Annotated in this window: 18 protein-coding genes; 6 read left to right on the forward strand and 12 right to left on the reverse strand. The window is 28.3% G+C overall.

Features of this window, described 5'->3' with window-relative positions; translation table 11 throughout:
- Positions 1 to 9: 9 nt before the first annotated feature.
- Positions 10 to 558 (reverse strand): RNA polymerase sigma factor, encoded by a 549-nt coding sequence (locus BXQ17_RS01775; protein WP_077808979.1) that lies wholly within the window; start codon positions 556 to 558, stop codon positions 10 to 12.
- Positions 559 to 609: 51 nt separating this feature from the next.
- Complete coding sequence (locus BXQ17_RS01780; RefSeq protein ID WP_077808980.1) at positions 610 to 2,058, reverse strand: nicotinate-nucleotide adenylyltransferase; 1,449 nt, start codon at positions 2,056 to 2,058, stop codon at positions 610 to 612.
- A 77-nt stretch (positions 2,059 to 2,135) separates the two neighbouring features.
- Between BXQ17_RS01780 and BXQ17_RS01785 the strand changes: the two genes are divergently transcribed.
- The 5 genes from BXQ17_RS01785 (at position 2,136) to BXQ17_RS01805 (ending at position 6,210) form a co-directional block, all read left to right on the forward strand.
- On the forward strand, positions 2,136 to 2,918 hold the full coding sequence (locus BXQ17_RS01785) for an MBL fold metallo-hydrolase (protein ID WP_077808981.1): 783 nt from the start codon (positions 2,136 to 2,138) through the stop codon (positions 2,916 to 2,918).
- Between the two features lie 106 nt (positions 2,919 to 3,024).
- A complete protein-coding gene (locus BXQ17_RS01790) occupies positions 3,025 to 3,378 on the forward strand; it encodes a hypothetical protein (RefSeq protein WP_077808982.1) in 354 nt (117 codons plus the stop codon).
- Positions 3,379 to 4,185 (forward strand): hypothetical protein, encoded by an 807-nt coding sequence (locus tag BXQ17_RS01795; protein WP_077808983.1) that lies wholly within the window; start codon positions 3,379 to 3,381, stop codon positions 4,183 to 4,185.
- A 5-nt stretch (positions 4,186 to 4,190) separates the two neighbouring features.
- Complete coding sequence (locus BXQ17_RS01800) at positions 4,191 to 4,676, forward strand: Rab family GTPase (RefSeq protein ID WP_077808984.1); 486 nt, start codon at positions 4,191 to 4,193, stop codon at positions 4,674 to 4,676.
- A gap of 7 nt (positions 4,677 to 4,683) precedes the next feature.
- Positions 4,684 to 6,210 (forward strand): ATP-binding protein, encoded by a 1,527-nt coding sequence (locus BXQ17_RS01805; RefSeq protein WP_077808985.1) that lies wholly within the window; start codon positions 4,684 to 4,686, stop codon positions 6,208 to 6,210.
- Between the two features lie 2 nt (positions 6,211 to 6,212).
- Here BXQ17_RS01805 and BXQ17_RS01810 read toward each other — a convergent pair whose 3' ends face one another.
- Positions 6,213 to 7,451, reverse strand: coding sequence for a DEAD/DEAH box helicase (locus tag BXQ17_RS01810; protein WP_077808986.1), 1,239 nt, complete (start codon positions 7,449 to 7,451; stop codon positions 6,213 to 6,215).
- Positions 7,452 to 7,563: 112 nt separating this feature from the next.
- Between BXQ17_RS01810 and BXQ17_RS01815 the strand changes: the two genes are divergently transcribed.
- Positions 7,564 to 8,223, forward strand: a complete 660-nt coding sequence (locus BXQ17_RS01815) for a class I SAM-dependent methyltransferase (protein WP_077808987.1) — start codon at positions 7,564 to 7,566, stop codon at positions 8,221 to 8,223.
- On the opposite strand, the gene BXQ17_RS01820 is transcribed toward BXQ17_RS01815, so the two are convergent.
- From BXQ17_RS01820 to BXQ17_RS01860, 9 genes are all read right to left on the reverse strand, one after another.
- On the reverse strand, positions 8,220 to 8,603 hold the full coding sequence (locus tag BXQ17_RS01820) for a VOC family protein (protein ID WP_077808988.1): 384 nt from the start codon (positions 8,601 to 8,603) through the stop codon (positions 8,220 to 8,222). The genes BXQ17_RS01815 and BXQ17_RS01820 overlap by 4 nt on opposite strands.
- 24 nt (positions 8,604 to 8,627) lie before the next feature.
- Complete coding sequence (locus tag BXQ17_RS01825) at positions 8,628 to 9,269, reverse strand: alpha/beta hydrolase (RefSeq protein WP_077808989.1); 642 nt, start codon at positions 9,267 to 9,269, stop codon at positions 8,628 to 8,630.
- A gap of 12 nt (positions 9,270 to 9,281) precedes the next feature.
- Positions 9,282 to 9,608, reverse strand: coding sequence for a hypothetical protein (locus tag BXQ17_RS01830; protein ID WP_077808990.1), 327 nt, complete (start codon positions 9,606 to 9,608; stop codon positions 9,282 to 9,284).
- On the reverse strand, positions 9,608 to 10,867 hold the full coding sequence (locus BXQ17_RS01835; RefSeq protein WP_077808991.1) for a dihydroorotase family protein: 1,260 nt from the start codon (positions 10,865 to 10,867) through the stop codon (positions 9,608 to 9,610). The genes BXQ17_RS01830 and BXQ17_RS01835 overlap by 1 nt, the downstream gene beginning before the upstream one ends.
- Positions 10,864 to 12,801, reverse strand: a complete 1,938-nt coding sequence (locus tag BXQ17_RS01840) for a BatA domain-containing protein (RefSeq protein ID WP_077808992.1) — start codon at positions 12,799 to 12,801, stop codon at positions 10,864 to 10,866. The genes BXQ17_RS01835 and BXQ17_RS01840 overlap by 4 nt, the downstream gene beginning before the upstream one ends.
- Positions 12,802 to 12,879: 78 nt before the next feature.
- The gene (locus BXQ17_RS01845) at positions 12,880 to 13,644 is read right to left on the reverse strand and encodes a TIGR02757 family protein (protein ID WP_077808993.1); all 765 of its coding nucleotides are present in this window, start codon (positions 13,642 to 13,644) and stop codon (positions 12,880 to 12,882) included.
- A gap of 1 nt (position 13,645) precedes the next feature.
- Positions 13,646 to 14,191, reverse strand: a complete 546-nt coding sequence (locus tag BXQ17_RS01850) for a CPBP family intramembrane glutamic endopeptidase (RefSeq protein WP_077808994.1) — start codon at positions 14,189 to 14,191, stop codon at positions 13,646 to 13,648.
- Positions 14,192 to 14,239: 48 nt separating this feature from the next.
- Positions 14,240 to 14,899: an ABC transporter ATP-binding protein gene (locus BXQ17_RS01855; protein ID WP_077808995.1), complete on the reverse strand. Its 660-nt coding sequence runs from the start codon at positions 14,897 to 14,899 to the stop codon at positions 14,240 to 14,242.
- Positions 14,900 to 14,997: 98 nt separating this feature from the next.
- Positions 14,998 to 17,487 (reverse strand): DUF5916 domain-containing protein, encoded by a 2,490-nt coding sequence (locus tag BXQ17_RS01860; RefSeq protein ID WP_077808996.1) that lies wholly within the window; start codon positions 17,485 to 17,487, stop codon positions 14,998 to 15,000.
- Positions 17,488 to 17,662 lie beyond the last annotated feature (175 nt).

Consider the following 17,662-nt stretch of genomic DNA (forward strand, 5'->3'; position numbering starts at 1 on the left):
ACAAAAGGTTTAATCTGTTTGATTTTTTATATAGCTTTCTATTTTTTTAACTGCATGAAAATAAGAAGATTTAAGAGCTCCTACAGAAGTTTCTAAAATTTCTGACATTTCGTTATACTTAATTTCATCAAAATATTTCATGTTAAATACAAGTTGCTGCTTTTGTGGTAGCGTAGCAATTGCTTTTTGAAGTATAATCTGAATTTCATCACCAGAAAAATACACATCACTTTCTAAACTAGATGCTAATTGTTCGTGCATTTCAGAGATATCTACATTTCTGTCTTTTACACGTTTATTAATAAATGTAATAGATTCGTTTGTGGCAATTCTGTACATCCAAGAAAACAACTTGCTTTCTTGGTTAAACTTATCGATGTTTTTGTAAACCTTTATAAATGTGTTTTGTAAAACGTCGTCTGCATCATCATGAGAAACTACAATTTTACGAATATGCCAATACAAGCGCTCTTTGTAGAGTTTTATTAACTCTCTAAAGGCAGTTTCTCTAGTGGTAACATTTTTAAGTTGTTCTATTAAAACAATTTCGTCTTTCAATTGGGTTGTTTTTTAGTAAGACAAAATTTTATACAAAAGGTTTAATCTATATTATTTATCTATTCTAGATCTAGAGTAACCAAACAATCTTTTTTGCTTAATTATTTCTGGAATTCCTTCTGGTAACATTTCTTCCCAACCTTTTTTACCATCTAAAATCATTTTTAAAACTGTACGAGAAAAAATATCTAAAATTTCTTTATCAAAGTCATCAATATCTACAACTTTACCATTGTGCTTAAAGAATTTAAACAATTCTTTCATTCTAGGGTGCACTTTTAAGTTCTCGCTGGTAATGTATTCTCCTGATGCTTGATCGTGATAAGGATACATGTAAACTTTTAAATCTCTATAGAAAAGTTTACCAAATGCTTCTAAAATTCCACCACTTAAATTTCTGTAGTACTTTTCATCAAAAATTTGAATTAAGTTTTGAACACCCATAGTTAACCCCATTCTTTCTTTGGTAAATTCACTAAAGTATTCTACCAATTTAAAGTATTGCTGAAAACTAGTAATCATTACATTTTGTCCGAGAGAACAAAGTAGTTCTGCTCTGTCTAAAAAGTCTCTTTCGTTGATTTTACCTTCTGCACTTAAATTACTTAAGGTAATTTCGAAAATAACTTGTGTTTTACTTTCTTCAACTTTATTTTCTTCGAAGAAAAGTTTTTTCGACTTCTCAAACATATCCATATTTACCTTAGTAACTGGTCTAAAGCTACCTCTTAAGGCCAAAATATTCTTTTTGTATAATACTTGTGCTGGTAATAAGTTGTTTCCGTCTGGGCCAAACATTACTGCATTTGTCATTCCGTTTTTAAGTAATTGTAAACTCATTAAACGGTTATCAACATACATAAAACGAGGTCCAGAGAAATTAATCATATCAATTTCTAATTGATCGTTACTTAAATTATGGTAAAAAGATTTTACCAATTCTTTCGGATTATCATTTAAGTAAAAAGCACCGTAAATTAAGTTTACACCTAAAATACCTAAAGTTTCTTGTTGTAAACGAGCGTCTGTTTCTTTAAAACGTAAGTGTAAAATAATTTCGTTGTATCCCTCTAAAGGATCTAACTGAAAACGGATTCCGACCCAACCATGACCTTTAAATTTCTTTGCAAAATCTATAGTTGTTACGGTATTTGCATAACTAAAAAATAATTTATCAGGATGTTTAGATCTACTTAATCGATCTTCCATCAAATCGATTTCATGACGTAACATTTTCTTTAAACGAGGTTGAGTAACATAGCGTTTATCTTCTTCGATACCATAAATAGCATCAGAAAAATCTTTATCATATGCACTCATTGCCTTTGCAATTGTACCAGAAGCAGCACCAGATCTAAAAAAATTACGCGCTGTTTCTTGTCCGGCTCCAATTTCGGCAAAAGTACCGTAAATATCAGAGTTTAAGTTAATTCTAAGCGCTTTGCTTTTAGTTGTTGGTACACTACTTATTTCTTGATCTCCTTTTAAAGAAATTGCCATAAATTCGTTTTTAATTATCGCAACAAATGTACTAAATAAGTGTGTAATCAGTAAATTTTTATCTTATTTTTGTTTCAATGAAAACTGATAAAAAACTGTTAAATATTACTTTTTTAGGTACAGGTACATCACAAGGTATACCAATGATAGCAAGTAACGATCCTGTTTGTTTGTCTAAAGATTTTAAAGATAAGCGCTTACGATCTTCTGTATTAATTTCGTCGGATGATGCGTCTTATGTGATCGATTGTGGTCCAGATTTTAGACAACAAATGCTTAGAGAGAATGTACAATTGGTAGAAGGTGTTTTATTTACCCACGAACATGCAGATCATACAGCAGGTTTAGATGATTTAAGACCTTATTGTTATAAAATAGGAGAGATGCCTATTTATTTAAATGAGAGAACGTTAGAAAGTTTAGAGCAACGTTTTCAATATATATTTTCTAAAGAAAACAGATATCCTGGTGCACCAAGTGTGCAACCAACTATTGTAGATAATCAAAGTTTTAAATTAGGTAATTTAAACGTAACGCCAATACAGGTTTTACATGGTAATTTGCCTATTTTAGGTTATAAAATTCAAAATATTGCTTATTTAACAGATGTAAAAACTATTGAAACCTCAGAAATTGATAAACTAAAAAACTTAGATGTTTTAATAGTAAATGCTTTACGATTAGAGGCACATCCTACACATTTTAACTTAGAAGAAGCCTTAGGTTTTGTGGCAAAAATTAAGCCTAAAAAAACTTATTTTACGCATATTAGTCACAAATTAGGTTTTCATGAAGAAGTTTCTAAAAACTTACCGCCAAATGTTTATTTGGCTTATGATGGTTTAAAAATAACAAGTTAGATTTTAAATAATTATATTTTAACGTATATTTGTTATTACAGGTAATAAAAGCAAAAAAAATGCTTCATTTAATAAGCCAAATAAATCAACGCAATTAATAATATAGATGGAAAACAAGTCAGAGAATAGCAAAGCAACTAAAGCTAATCAAGTAGAAGATAGTAGAATTGCAGCAGTAAGAGACTTAATTTTTGGTGAAAATATTCAGCAATACAATTCTGAGTTTGAAGATGTTTTTAACAGAATTAAAGCATTACGAGACGAAACTCAAAAAAACTTAGGAGAATCTGTAGCAAATTTAGAAAATAAATTAGCAGACTTAGAAAGTCTAATGGATCATAAATTTCAAGATTTAAATGAAGATTTAGATAAGAAATTAGCAGATTTAGATGATGAAAAAGCAGATAGAAAAAAATTAGGAAAAGCTTTAGAAAAAATTGCATTGATGTTGCAAGAATAGATGAAAAAGGAAACTGTAGATAACAAAAAAGACAATCGTTTTGAGTTGCTCAGAGAACTTTTATTAGAAGAAGATAGAGATAAGTTTTCTGATCTAAGTAATAGAATTTTAGAGAAAGAAAAATTATCTGAAAAGGTTACGCCTTTAGTAGATGAAAAAATTGAAGATCTTCGTAAAAATTTTCCAGCTTATTTTGGAAGTACAATTACAGAAACAATAAAAGTACAAATTAGAGACTCGCAAGATGAGGTTGTAGAAGCTCTATACCCAATAATGGGTAAACTTATTAAGAAAGCAATTGTTAGTGAAATAACAAAGTTGTCTGACAGTATTAATAAAACCATCACAGAGAAATTCTCGATTACAGAAATCTTAAAAAGGTTTTTTAAAGGAAAAAAGAGTGATGCAGAAGATGTACTACAAGAAGTTTTTGAGCCTATAATAGAAGAGGTTTTTATCATAGAAAAAGACTCTGGCTTATTATCGGGAAATTTTACACGAGGTAATATTGCAGATAAAGATATGGTGTCTGGTATGTTAACAGCCATTAAGTCATTTGCAGAAGAAGCGTTTTCTAAAGAAAATCAAAATTTAGAAGATATTCGATTCGATAACTTTCAACTTACCATTAAAAACTTCAAAACCATATACATAGCAATTGCAACTTCAGGAGTAATTAACAATGAATTTAGAGATAATTTGTCTGATAACGTAAATAATTTAGCTGAAATTATCTTAAGAGATCGCGATTATTTATCAGATGAAGTTAAACTGAATGTCTTAATAGAAAGACATTTAATAGATTAATAATAATGATAGCTAAAAAAGTTTTATTAGTTGGTAATTTTGGCGTTGGTAAAACATCTTTAATTAGAAGATTTGTTTTAAATCAATTCTCAGAAGACTATATAAGCACTATTGGTGTTAGGGTTAGCTCTAAAATTGTATCCTATGAAAATCAAGAAATTAAACTTTTAATTTGGGACGTTGCAGGAACAAGTGAAGATGAAAAAATACCCAAAGCTTATTTTTTAGGAGCAAAAGCAGCCATGTATGTTTTCGATTTAAGCAGAGAAGAAACATATTTAAAATTAGATGAATACGTTGGTAACGTAAAAAAATTATCTGGTTTAAAAGAAATAACCCTTGTGGGTAACAAAAAAGATTTACTAACAGAAGATGAGTTGTTAACAGTTAAAAATAAAGTTTCTTTAGATATAGATTTAATTACAAGTGCAAAAGAAAATGAAAACGTAGAGAATGCATTTTTAAAGTTAGCAGCAAATTCATTAAAATAAAATTTACTTGATACCAGCAAAAATAGAAGATGTTTTTATACAAATCACCACCAATATTTCTGGTGCGATTTTAAATATCGATGCTGGTAAATTTGCTATCTCAGAATTTCGTTTAAATCAAAGTATTTTTGATGTCTGTCCTTTTTTAGAAGGAACATTAGAAGCTTTAGAAGAAAATACTTCGTTTCTGTTAGAGGGAATGGTTATCAACGCAGATAATCAAGAATTTAATGTTGATTTAGAGTTGTTTAATACAGGTAGGGTTATAACAGTTTTAATTCATAACAGAACAAATGTTTATAAATACGTCGATCAATTAAATCAAAATCGAAACGATATTTTCTTTGTGAAAAGAGAACTGGCAGAAAAAAATATTGAGTTAGATCGATTAAGAAAAATTGCAGATAAAGCAAACGAAGAAAAGTCTCGATTTTTAGCAATGATGAGTCACGAAATCAGAAATCCTTTAAATGTTATTTTAGGATATTCTGAAATGATTTCTAATGAAAGTTTAAATGATAATGTTAAAGAGTATGCCAATCTTTTATCTTTATCTGGTAAAAATCTTAAAGTAATTGTAAACGATATTTTAGATTTATCTAGAATAGAAGCCGGAAAATTAGATTTGGTAAATTCCGAATTAAATGTTCATGAAATTGCTAAAAATGCTATTGATAATTATAGATTCCAGAATAAAAACAACAAAATTACTTTAGCTTTAGAGGTTGATGAAAATATACCTAAAGTTTTAATTGGTGACGATGTTCGAGTAAATCAAATCTTATCTAATTTATTATCAAACGCTTTAAAATTTACTGAAAAAGGAGTTATTTCTTTAAAGTTAAATATAGATTTAGAAGAAGAAAATAAAGTTCTTTTAAACTTTTTAATTGAAGATTCTGGTAGAGGAATGACGGCAGAACAAGCCTCTAAAATTTTTAATGAATATCAGCAAAATAATAAAGATGATAACCGAGTATACGGTGGTGCTGGTCTTGGTTTGTCTATTGTTAAGAAGTTACTTTTGGCAATGAACGGAGAAATCTCTGTGAAAAGTAAACTGAATTCTGGTACTTTATTTAAAGTAAAAATTCCTTTTTCAAAACCGCAGCATAATCAGCAATCTCAAAATCAGAATCCAGAGAAATTTACCGACATAAATCTAGTAGGCAAAAGAATATTAGTAGCAGATGATGATGTGTTAAATCAATCAATTGTTTCTCATATTTTAAAATCTGAAAATGTGGCTTTAACTTTAGTAAAAGATGGTTATGAAGCTTTACAATTGTTAAAAAACAACATTTTTGATATCGTTCTTTTAGATATTCATATGCCAAATATTACAGGTGAACAGTTAGTTCAAATGTCTAATGAATTTGCAAGTGATAACTCTAAAATTCCTTTTTTAGCATTAACTGCAAACACTACAGAAGAAGATGTTTTTCGATATAAAAGTATTGGTTTTAAAGATGTAATTGGCAAGCCATATACAGCAAAACAGCTTAAAGAGCAAGTTTATAAAGCTTTAATTTAAATTTAATACCAGCGTTTTTTCTTCTTTTTAGAAGCTTCAGATTTTCTACCTTTTTTATTTTTACTGATGGTATTAGGTTGTTTTTTTGTGTGCTTTGGTTTGTTGATTACATACGGATGATCCGTAACCACTTTAATAGGTCTTTCGATTAGGTTTTCTATTAATTTTATATAACCATTTTCGTCAGGCGAACAAAATGAAAATGCTATTCCAGATTTACCCGCTCTACCAGTTCTACCTATTCGATGTACATAAGTTTCTGGTACATTTGGCATATCAAAATTAATAATACAGTCAACATTTGTAATATCAATGCCTCTAGAAGCAACATCTGTAGCAATTAAAATGTGTGCTTTTTTGTTTTTAAAATCTTCAATTGCTTTGTTTCTAGTAGCTTGGGTTTTATCTCCATGAATACTAGCAACCTTATATTCGTTTTTTAAAAGTGAATTTTCTAATTTATCAACTCCAAATTTTGTACGCCTAAAAATAATAATTCTTCCATTGATTGTATTTCTCAACAAGTTTAAACAGAGATCTGTTTTGTTTTTCTTTGGAAGATAATATAATAATTGTCCAATGTTTTTTGCAGTAGTTTCTTCTGGATGTATTTCTACTTTAACTGCATTTTTTAAGGTAGCATTAGCTAATTCAACTATTTTTTCTGGCATAGTTGCAGAAAATAATAGTGTTTGTTTTTTTCTAGGGCAAAGGCTTTCGATTTTTTTAATATCGTTAATAAAACCCATATCTAACATTAAATCTGCCTCGTCTAAAACAAAAATTTCTACGTTACTTAAATCTATATTTCCTTGCATTTGCAAGTCTATTAACCTACCAGGAGTTGCAATTAATATATCTACACCAGAAGCTAGTTTTTCTTTTTGAGGTTCTAAAGAAACTCCACCATATACAGCTGTTGCATTACTGTTTGTGTATTTGCCAAAACTTTCAAAATTTTCTAAAATTTGAATCGCTAACTCTCTTGTTGGAGTTAGAATAACAGATTTTATTTTCTTTTTTTCAGTTTCTAAATTCTCTGTTTCTTTTGTTATAAGTTCTAAAATGGGTAGTGCAAAAGCAGCTGTTTTACCTGTACCTGTATTTGCAGAAACGATTACATTTTTTTTATCTAAAATTAACGGAATTGCTTTTTCTTGAACCAGGGTTGCAGTGTGAAACCTTTCTTCTGAAACAGCTTTTAAAATTGAATTATTTAATGAAAACTTAGAAAATTGCATGTAATATTTTTTTGCAAAGGTAGTTTAAAAGAAAATATATTTTTATGATTTTACTTTAATACTATATTTAAATATTATAAATATGCATTTCTAATTCTTGTATTTATTTAGAATGAACAGAAAAAATAAAAAACCTTGGCCTACAAAAGCAGCTATGACTCAAGTTTATGATAAATATCTTTGGGGAAAAGGAGATGGCTTGTTTTATTCTGGTGAAGGTTCTCATTTAGAATATATCGTAAAACCATACGTTCAAAATGTTCGTTTTTTTCTTAAATCATTTAAATCGCCTATTTCTGTTTGTGATTTAGGTTGTGGAGATTTTAATATTGGTAAACATTTTGTAGAATTTACTTCAGACTATATTGCTGTAGATATAGTAGAAGATTTAATCAATTATAATAAAGAAAAATTTAGTTTTAAAAATTTAAGTTTTTTTACTTTGGATATTGCTAAAGATGATTTACCTAATGCAGATTGTGCAATTATTAGGCAAGTATTACAGCATCTGTGTAATAAAGAAGTAGAAGTTATTGTTCAAAAATTAAATAGTTATAAATATATAATTCTAACTGAGCATTTACCTTTAGGTGATTTTGAGCCCAATAAAGATATTATTTCTGGTCAAGGAATTAGAATGAAAAAAAAGAGCGGAATTAATTTATTAGCACCACCTTTTAATTTGAAGGTGCAATCAGAAAAAGAATTAGTGTCTGTTACTCTTAAAGATAATAAAGGAATTTTAGTTACAACGTTGTATCAACTTTTTTAAACATCATTATTAATTTCTATCCAATAACCATCAGGATCTTGAAAATAAATTTGTTTAATGCCATCTTTTCTTAAATAATCTTTTGTAGGTGTATCTTTCCAATCAGAATATTCAATATTTAAATCGTTTAAATGTGAAATAAATGCATCAAATTGTGCTGTAGACAAAGCAAAATGAACTGCTTTATTAGTTTTAACTTCTAAATTTGGTCTAGGAATTAAATGTAATTGCCTGCCTTCATTTAAAGAAAGCCATCTTGTATTAGAGTTTGAAGCAGTGTTTTCAATTTCTTTTAAACCTAATACTTTTTGATAAAAATCTATAGATGTTGTAACATCTTTTATAGAAATAGCAATATGATTAAAGGTGAAATTATGCATAAAAGTTTTGTTTTAAAAATAAGATTATAAGCGTTCTTCAATCCACTTTTTAAAACTAAAAAAGTTTTGAGGCGCAACACCATGACCAACATTGTATTCTGAATAATCATTTTTAAAACCTAAATTATCTAAAAAAGGTTTCGATTTTCTAGCCCATTCTACGGGTAAAACTTGATCAACAGAACCGTGAGAGCAATAATAATCCGTTTTAATTTCAGATGAAATACTTTCTGGTAATAATTCAGTATTTATATACCCGCTTAAAGCAATAACGTGTTGAACTTTATTAGGGAAAAAGAAACTTAAAGAGTAGCTTAATATGGCACCTTGGCTAAAACCTAATAAAAATGTTTTATCTGTATTAGTATTGTATTTTAGTTTAATCTCATCGATAAAAACGGCAATCTTATCAATAGATTCTTTGGCTTCTTTTAAATCAGAAAATTTACCATTTTTATCATCAAAATTAATAGAATACCAAGCGTAACCACCAAATCCCATAGACATAGGTGCTTGTGCGCTTACAATTAATAAATTATCTGGTAACTCGTTGGCAAAAGAAAATAAATCTTGCTCGTTACTGCCATAACCATGTAGTAAAATTAAAAGAGAAGGTTTTTCTATGTTAATTTTTGGTTCTCTAACAACGTAATTTAAATTACTCATTTGGTGAATTTTTTAAATATTTTGAAACCATTCTTGAAACTTCTCTCCTATAAAAGGAACAAGTTTTTCTTCTCCTTTAATAGCGCCAATTAAAGAAATTATCCAAAAAACAAAAAGGATAAAGCCAAGTATTGCGCCAGCAGTAGCTCCAATAAATTCATAAACAACCCATCCATTAAAAGCTTGAATTAAGTTTAAACCTAAACTTTGTCTAATGTAAAAACTTGTAAAAAAGTTTTTGTTGTTATTATTTACAAAGAAAGCAATTAACAATCCTATAATCCATAAATGGCTAATAATTGCCATTGTTTTTCCTTCTTTTACAGTATGATTTTCCATTATTTATTTAAAATTAGTTGGTTGTTAGAAAAGATTCCGTAAACTTTTCCTCTTAGATTTTTATTTAAAAAAGCACTGTTTTTTGATGTTGATAAAATTGCGTCTTTAGTAAATACATTTTTCTCTTCCGGATTAAAAAATGAGATATCGGCCGTTTCTCCTACAGCAATAGAAGTTGGTTTAATTCCGAAAACTTCTCTTGGTTTTGAAGTGATATTTTCAATAAAATCTGATATGCTTAAAACAGAATTTAAAGCGCCAAATAAACTCTCTAAACCAATTGTACCATCTTTAGCTTCGCTAAATTCTACTTTTTTATGTTCAATATCAATCGGGTTGTGATCTGAGGTAATAATATCAATAACTCCAGATTTTACACCTTTTTGCAAAGCTTTACAATCTTGATTAGTTCTTAACGGTGGATTTGTTTTAAAATTACTATCAAAACCGTGTAATTCGTCATCAGAAAGTATTAAATGATGTGCAGAAACACTACATGTAACCTGTAAACCTTTCTTTTTAGCTTCTTTTATCAATTGCAAAGATTTCTCTGTAGAAATTGTAGGAATATGAAGTTTACCGCCAGTATATTCTAATAAAAATAAATCTCTAGCAATTTGTAATTCTTCTGCTAATGCTGGGATTCCTTTCAATCCTAACTTAGTACTGTTTATGCCTTCATTTGCGATACCTTCTCCTGCGATAGCTAAATTTTTAGGAAAACTTAATACCAAACCATCAAAATTTTGAGCATATAATAATGATACTTTCATTAAGTTATCATTAGCAATTGGTTTTTTATAATCACCAAAGGCAATAGCACCAGATTGTTGCATGTCGAATAATTCTGCCATTTCAATTCCTTTACTCTTTGCAGTTAAAGCCGCAATAGGATATAAATTGGTAGCAGAACCGTTTGCTTTATTTATTAAAAACTCTACGGAAGTTTTTGTGTCTATAACCGGATTTGAGTTGGCGTTTACGGCAACTGCTGTAAAGCCGCTTTTCGCAGCAACTTTTAAGCCGTTTTCTATGGTTTCTCTTTCTTCGAATCCCGGTTCTCCAAAAGAAACACTTGTATCAAACCATCCACAAGAAATATGCAAATTATCTTTATTTACTATGGTGTAATTGTCTTTAGAGTCAATAGTGTCTTCTATTTTTTTGATAACTCCGTTTTCGATTAAAACATCTTTTTTTTGGTTATGAAAAGAACTCGAAGCGTCTATAATTGTTGCCGATTTTATAAGCGTAATCATGGTTTATAGAATTTTAGAATAAAAATTTCTAATAACAAAGATACAATTGCCAAGGCTAAAAACCATTTCCAAAGCCACTGAACTTCGTTATTTTTATTAATTTCTGTAAAAACATCTTTTATAGAATTATAAGTACTGATGTTTTTTAGTTCTTTTAAATCATTAAGATTTAAAAATTGTAATGAACTTTCTTCTTTAGGATTGTTATAAGCAAGTTCTTTAATTATAGAATCTTGTTTTTTTATTTGATAAAAACCAGCTTCTTGTGGTTGTTCTGTTGTATTGATGACAACTTTGTTTTGATAAGCTCGTTGTAAAGGAATAAAAGAGGATTTTTTACTTGTAATTGATAGAATTTCATCTTTACTTGCTTTAACTTTTACTTCAATTTTGTTTTCTTCATTTAAATTGTAAGCTAATTTTGGATACGAAAAGCTAGCTTTTGCAATGTTGTAAAATACAGGAACAACTAACGGTGAATTTATAAAGTTACTGCTATTTTTATCGAGTGAACTTGATACAAAGTAGATGTTTTTATTTATAAATTTTGAAATAAATGGTGTGTTATTTTCGAATGAAATTATCGAAGAAATATTTCCAGTAATAGGGTAGTGGTTGTTTACTGAAGGATATTGAAAATTTGAAATATTTTTTGAAAAAACATTTTCAAATATTGGATGTTTAAAATTAATTGAAGTTATTTTTAAGGTGTCTTTTTTGATGTTTTTAATCGAGCCAATTTTTAAATTTTTAAGAAATAAATTATAAGAAGAAATGTTTGTTTTTTGGTTCGGAATAATTACTAAATTCCCTCCGTTTTTCAGAAAATCTTCTAAACTGTTTTTTAGTATTTCTGGTATTTCTTTTAACTCGTTTAAGATAATTAATTGCTGATTTTTTAACGCGTTATAATTTACATTTTGTAATGATTTTTCTGAGAAATTAAACTCATTTTCAGTATAAATTTTTTGTAAAAACTTAGCGCTGTTTCCTATCGAAAGAATATTGGTTTTTTGGTTATTGTTTAGTGTGAAATAATAAGTATTGTCAAAACCAAAAGTATCGCTATAGGTAATGGTTATTTTTCCAGAAAAATCTAAAGAATTTTTTACTGTAAAAGTAATAGTTTTTTTTGAGTTTTCTTTAATAGGGAAGGTTTGCTTACTAACTAAAATGTCTTTGTTAAAAAGTGCAATTGGTACATTGTTTTGTTTGGTGCCAATGTTATTGATAACAACATTTACTGTAAAGTTGTTGTTATTTTTATTGCTGATAAAAACACTGTCTATAGAAATATTATTTTTTTTGCTAGATTGTAGCTGAATTAGCGATAATTCTTGTGTTACATTTGTAAACTCGTTTTTGTAAGTGTTCTGAAAATCAGATATTAATATATTTTTATTTAAAGTGTTTGTTTTATTTTTATTGTTTAGGTTTAATTTTAATAAAACACTCTCTAAATCTAAATTTTTTGTAGTTTTTTCTACTTTTAAAAGTACATTTTTTAACTCGTTACTGCTAATTTTTTCGTAAAAATTAGAATTTGTTAATAAACTGTAAGAGCTTTTTAAACTAGAGTTTTTAATAATTTCTTGTGCTGCAACTTTTAATAAATCTCCTTTCTCTCCTTTAGTATTTGTACTTAAAGAATTGTCTAAGTAAATAAAATTATGCTGTTTTTTATCAATATTTTTGTTGCTAAAATAAGGTTGTGAAAAAGCAAAAACTATCGCGGTAAATAAAAGCATTCTTGTGGTTAATATGAGCCATTTTTTTATGCGAGAACTCTTACGTGTTTGTTGCTGAATTTTTTGAAGAAAAGCAACATTTGAAAATGGTATTTTAACGAATTTTTGTAACTGAAAAAGATGTACAATTATTGGTATAATTAGTAGTGCTAAAAAATATAAAATTTCTGGATTTTTAAATTGCATCTATACAGTAAATATTCATTTTTAAAAATATAAATTTATTACAAAAATTACGATTAAAAAACTCTTGTTAATTACTAATTAAAACTTTTCGAAAACGCCTAAACCAAACAACGCAAAATCGTATTTTACAGGATCTAATTTATCTAACTTTCTTAAATTTTTATCTAATTCTGCAACGGCTTTCCAATCGTTTTGTTTTCTTAAAAGTAGCTTTAATTTTCTTGCAACATTGCCAGAATGTAAATCTAATGGGCAAGATAAATTAGCAGGATTATGGGTTGGCCAAAGCCCGAAATCTACACCTGTTTTATCGTTTCTAACCATCCATCTTAAAAACATATTAATACGTTTTGCCGCAGAATTTTTTAAGGGATCAGAAATATGTTTTAAGGTTCTATTTTGATGTTCGATTTCAAAAAAAACTTGTTTAAATTGATGAATAGAATTTTGGTAAGTATTCGAATTATCATCAATTTTTAAGACGTTTTCTAATCCACCATGATTTTGGTAAATATTCTGTAAAGACTTTATAAATTGTGTTAAATCTATATGATTAAAAGTTCTGTGTACAAAATTTTCTAATCCTTTTAAATCGTTATTTGTGTGGTTTATAATAAAATCATGTGGTGCATTATCTAACATTTCCATCATTTTATTCGAATTTCGAATAATCATGGTTCTATTGCCCCAAGAAATAATTGCGGTTAAAAAACCTGAAATTTCAATATCTTCTTTTTTGCTAAATAAGTGAGGTATTTGTATTGGGTCTGTCTCAATAAAATTAGGATTGTTGTATAGAACAACCTTTTCGTCTAAAAATTCTTTTAATACTTTTTTATTCATGTTATTCGAATCCAAAACCTATAATCATTAGAATACTGTTATAGCAACCGTGTAATAACATAGACCAAATTAAGCCAAATTTAACTCGGATAAATCCAAAATATGCTCCCAATATAATTTGTGGTAAAACAAGTAATGGAGCCGCAATTAAGACATTGGGTGTAATATCAAAATTAGTTAAATGTACCAAACCGAATAAAACGGCAAAAACATAAAAACCGATTTTAAAAGAAGCTGGTTTTTTAAAAGATGTTATGGGGGCTCTAAATATTAATTCTTCTATTACAGGTGCTATAATTCCGCCGGTTAATAAAATTTGAAATAAGCTTAAGTTTTTAAACATATCATCAATCTTATGATTATCCATGTTTACAAAACCTATTTCATCTAAAATTACAAAAATTGGCGATATTACTAAACCTGTAGCAATACTAATAACTAATAAATGTAAAAATATCTTAAATCGATATTTTGTATCGGTATTTAAATCTTTCTCTAAAACAGGGTTTTTAATGTAGTCGATTAAGTTTAAAAAAGTTTCTTTCATAGTATGGTTTACTACATTAGTGTTTCGATAGAGTTAGATGTTACAAAATTAAATGATTTTACCATCTTTCATTGTTAATTTTCTGTCTGCCATTTCTGCTAAATCTTCGTTATGCGTTATCAAAACAAACGTTTGGCCGTATTCATCTCTTAATTTAAAGAATAATTCGTGCAAATTTTTTGCGGATTCACTGTCGAGATTTCCACTTGGTTCATCAGCCAAAATTACTGATGGATTATTAATTAAGGCTCTTGCTACGGCTACTCTTTGTTGTTCTCCTCCAGAAAGCTCGCTAGGTTTGTGGTTTACTCGATGGTCTAAACCTAAAAAAGATAAAATTTCTAAAGCTTTGGTTTCTGTTTCTTTTTTAGACTTATTTCCTATAAACGCAGGAATGCACACATTTTCTAGTGCTGTAAACTCTGGTAAAAGTTGGTGGAATTGAAAAATAAAACCAATATGATTGTTTCTAAATGAAGATAGCTCTTTATCAGATAAGTTTTTTAAAGAAATATTATTTATTGATAATTCGAAATCTTGCTCTTTTAAAGGTTTGTCTAAAGTACCTAAAATTTGTAGTAAAGTGGTTTTACCAGCACCAGAAGGACCAACAATTGCAACAATTTCTCCTTTTTTTACATGTAAATCGACTCCTTTTAAAACTTCAACATCATCATAATATTTATGAATATTTTTCCCAATTATCATATTTCTTCAAATTTAAAACGAATGTATAAAAAAGAAATCAGAAACACTTATGGGCGTTTCTGATTTCAAATTCAAATCTTAAATAATATTGTAACTAATTAGCTAAAAATATTTTTTATACGGTTATAGTCGATAAAATATACAAACCTTACAGATAATGTGTGTTGTTGTGGTTGATCAAATAAATTATCTAAGTTTTTGAAGAATTTTAATCCAGAATTATTGTTAGAATCAAAGATAGAATTTCTGTAAAATACTATTAATTGACTTCCTGGAGCAAATTGCCAGAAGTAGTTTAAATCTAAATTCCAACTATTAAAATTTAAATCGTTTGTAGTATAATTGTTATTATCAGCTAAACTTCCATCGCTATTTAAATTGTAAAAGCTATTGTATGCAACATCACTCCAATAATGTCTAAAACTTAAAGATAATGATGAATTTGTGCTAAAACTGTATTTACCAGATATTGTATTTGTATAACTTTTTCTATCTCTTTGCCCAAATACAATATTGTTATTTACTTCGTCTACATATCCTTGATCGTTTTTAGTTTTGTTATAATTTAATCGATATTGAAGAGAAAACTGATTTGTAAAACGATAACGCGGACTAATACTAACACCATAAGATTGCTGCGGATGATTTGTGAAATTTGTAAAATATCCGTTAGCATTAATTTCTAATTTCTTTTGAGAATTTGTAGAAATCCAACCATTTACATTCATTCTTTCTGGTCTTTGAAAGTAAACGCCGCTAGTTGTACCTTGTCTTGGTTCAAAATAATCTCTATTCTTAGATCCGTAGTTTAAATTACTACCAAAAGTAAAACGTTTTTTAGTTTGTGCGTTTGCATTTAAGCCAGCTTCGTAACCGGTATAGGCGCCAGAGAAATGCTGAAAATTAACTTGATTGTAAAAATTAAAACTGTAATTATTAAATTTTTTAGTTGGTTGTAAAGTTCTCCAACCTGCACTACCATAAATTGCTTGCTGGTCGTTAGAAAACAAAATACCTAAATCATTTGGGTTAAAATCTTTATTTTCAAAATTATAGCCAATTTCCCAATTCCAATGTCCAGAATTGTATCCAAAGCTATTATCAAAAGTATAACCTGTGTTCTGGTTGTTGATGTCATCAGAAATATTACTCATTTTAAAAGAACCATCTGCATTGTATTTACTGTCTTTAGTTTCTATATGCCAATCTAAAGCCGTAACGTTTGCATCTCTAAATCTACCATCTCTAGTAACATTTGTGTTGATTAAAGTAACCGTAGAGTTTTGATTAAACTGTTGATCTAAAACCATGATGTTGTAATTCGAAAACGGATTTGTAGTTTCTTTTCTAGTAGAAACAGTACTTGTTGTAGTTCCGCCAGACATCTGTTCTGTAGTTGTTCTAATGGTTGCTTCTGTAGTTTCTGTAATTGCATTAAAAAAACCAATTCCTAATCCGCTTTTAGTTCGTCCAGAAATTTTAATAGCATTCAACATAGTAACTTTACCAGGATAATCTGTTATTTCTTCGTTAACTCGTCTTCCGTTTGCATCAAAATTTTCTTCTTTTGTTAAGTTTGATGCTACATTAAATTGATCTATTGGTCTTCCACCAACTCTCCTAGAATAAAATAAATTTCCTTTATTAAAAAGCTCTGTACCTTCTGTAAAAAACTGTCTTTGTTCTGTAAATTGTTGTTCGAATGGACCTAAATTTAATTCAACATTATCGAAACCAACCTGACTAAAATCTGGAATTAAGGTTGCATCTAAAGTAAAATTGTCTGTTAAACCATATTTTAGGTCCATACCAACACTGTAATCATACTCTGTTTCACCATCAAAACTAACAGAGGTTGCAGAAGCGTATGGATACAAATTTAATCTAGTTGGGGGAGTTATATTTTTAAAACCTTCTATTAAACCATCATATTGAGTCCATCTTCCAACAGAATTATCAATATGCGTCCAAGTATGTTGTTCGTTTAATTTTTCTAATCTTCTATGAAAATTAAAACCCCAAGATTGTACAGGTCTATTTGCAAATCTTATGGCTCTATAAGGTAGCTTAATTTCTACATTCCAGCCTTTATCTGTTATTTTTGTAGCACTTTCCCAAACGGCACTCCAATTAAAGTCTTCATTACCGTTAGATACTTTTGCATCTCCTTGATTACCGGTGACTTGAACTATAAATTCAAATGGGTTTTGACCGTCGTCATTGGGGTTTATAGTAACTAAGAAAAAATCTGCTTGACTAAAATTATCTCTAACAGCAAATTCTTGCGGAATATTTTCTGGATCTGGGTCTAATAATTGTGCAGAAATATAAACGGCATCATCATCATAAGCTACTTTTACAAATGTTTGGTATTCAGAAGAAACTAATTTACCATTGTCTGGTCTAAAAATTACAAAATCTGATAATATTTCGGCATTTTGCCAAGCTTCATCATTCAATAACCCGTCTATTTTTGGAGCTTTTGTAACTCTATGTGTAGTAACTGTCTTTCTATTTTTGTTGTTTTGAGCTTGTGAAATTAAGACAGAAAATAGTACTAATTTAACTAATAAAATTCTTTTAAACATTTGATTTTGGTTGATTTACGTTTAAATACAAAGCGAAAGTATCTAACCTTTAGAGACTCGGTTCATAAAATTGTGTTAATTATAGTAAAGACTTTACTTTTTTAGAAGTGTTACAAATAAGAGGTGTTAAAAAAATCTTAAAGAAATATATAGATATTTTTTATTTAAAAGATTG

The sequence above is a fragment of the Polaribacter sp. BM10 genome, assembly GCF_002005425.1.
Taxonomy (GTDB): Bacteria; Bacteroidota; Bacteroidia; order Flavobacteriales; family Flavobacteriaceae; genus Polaribacter; species Polaribacter marinaquae.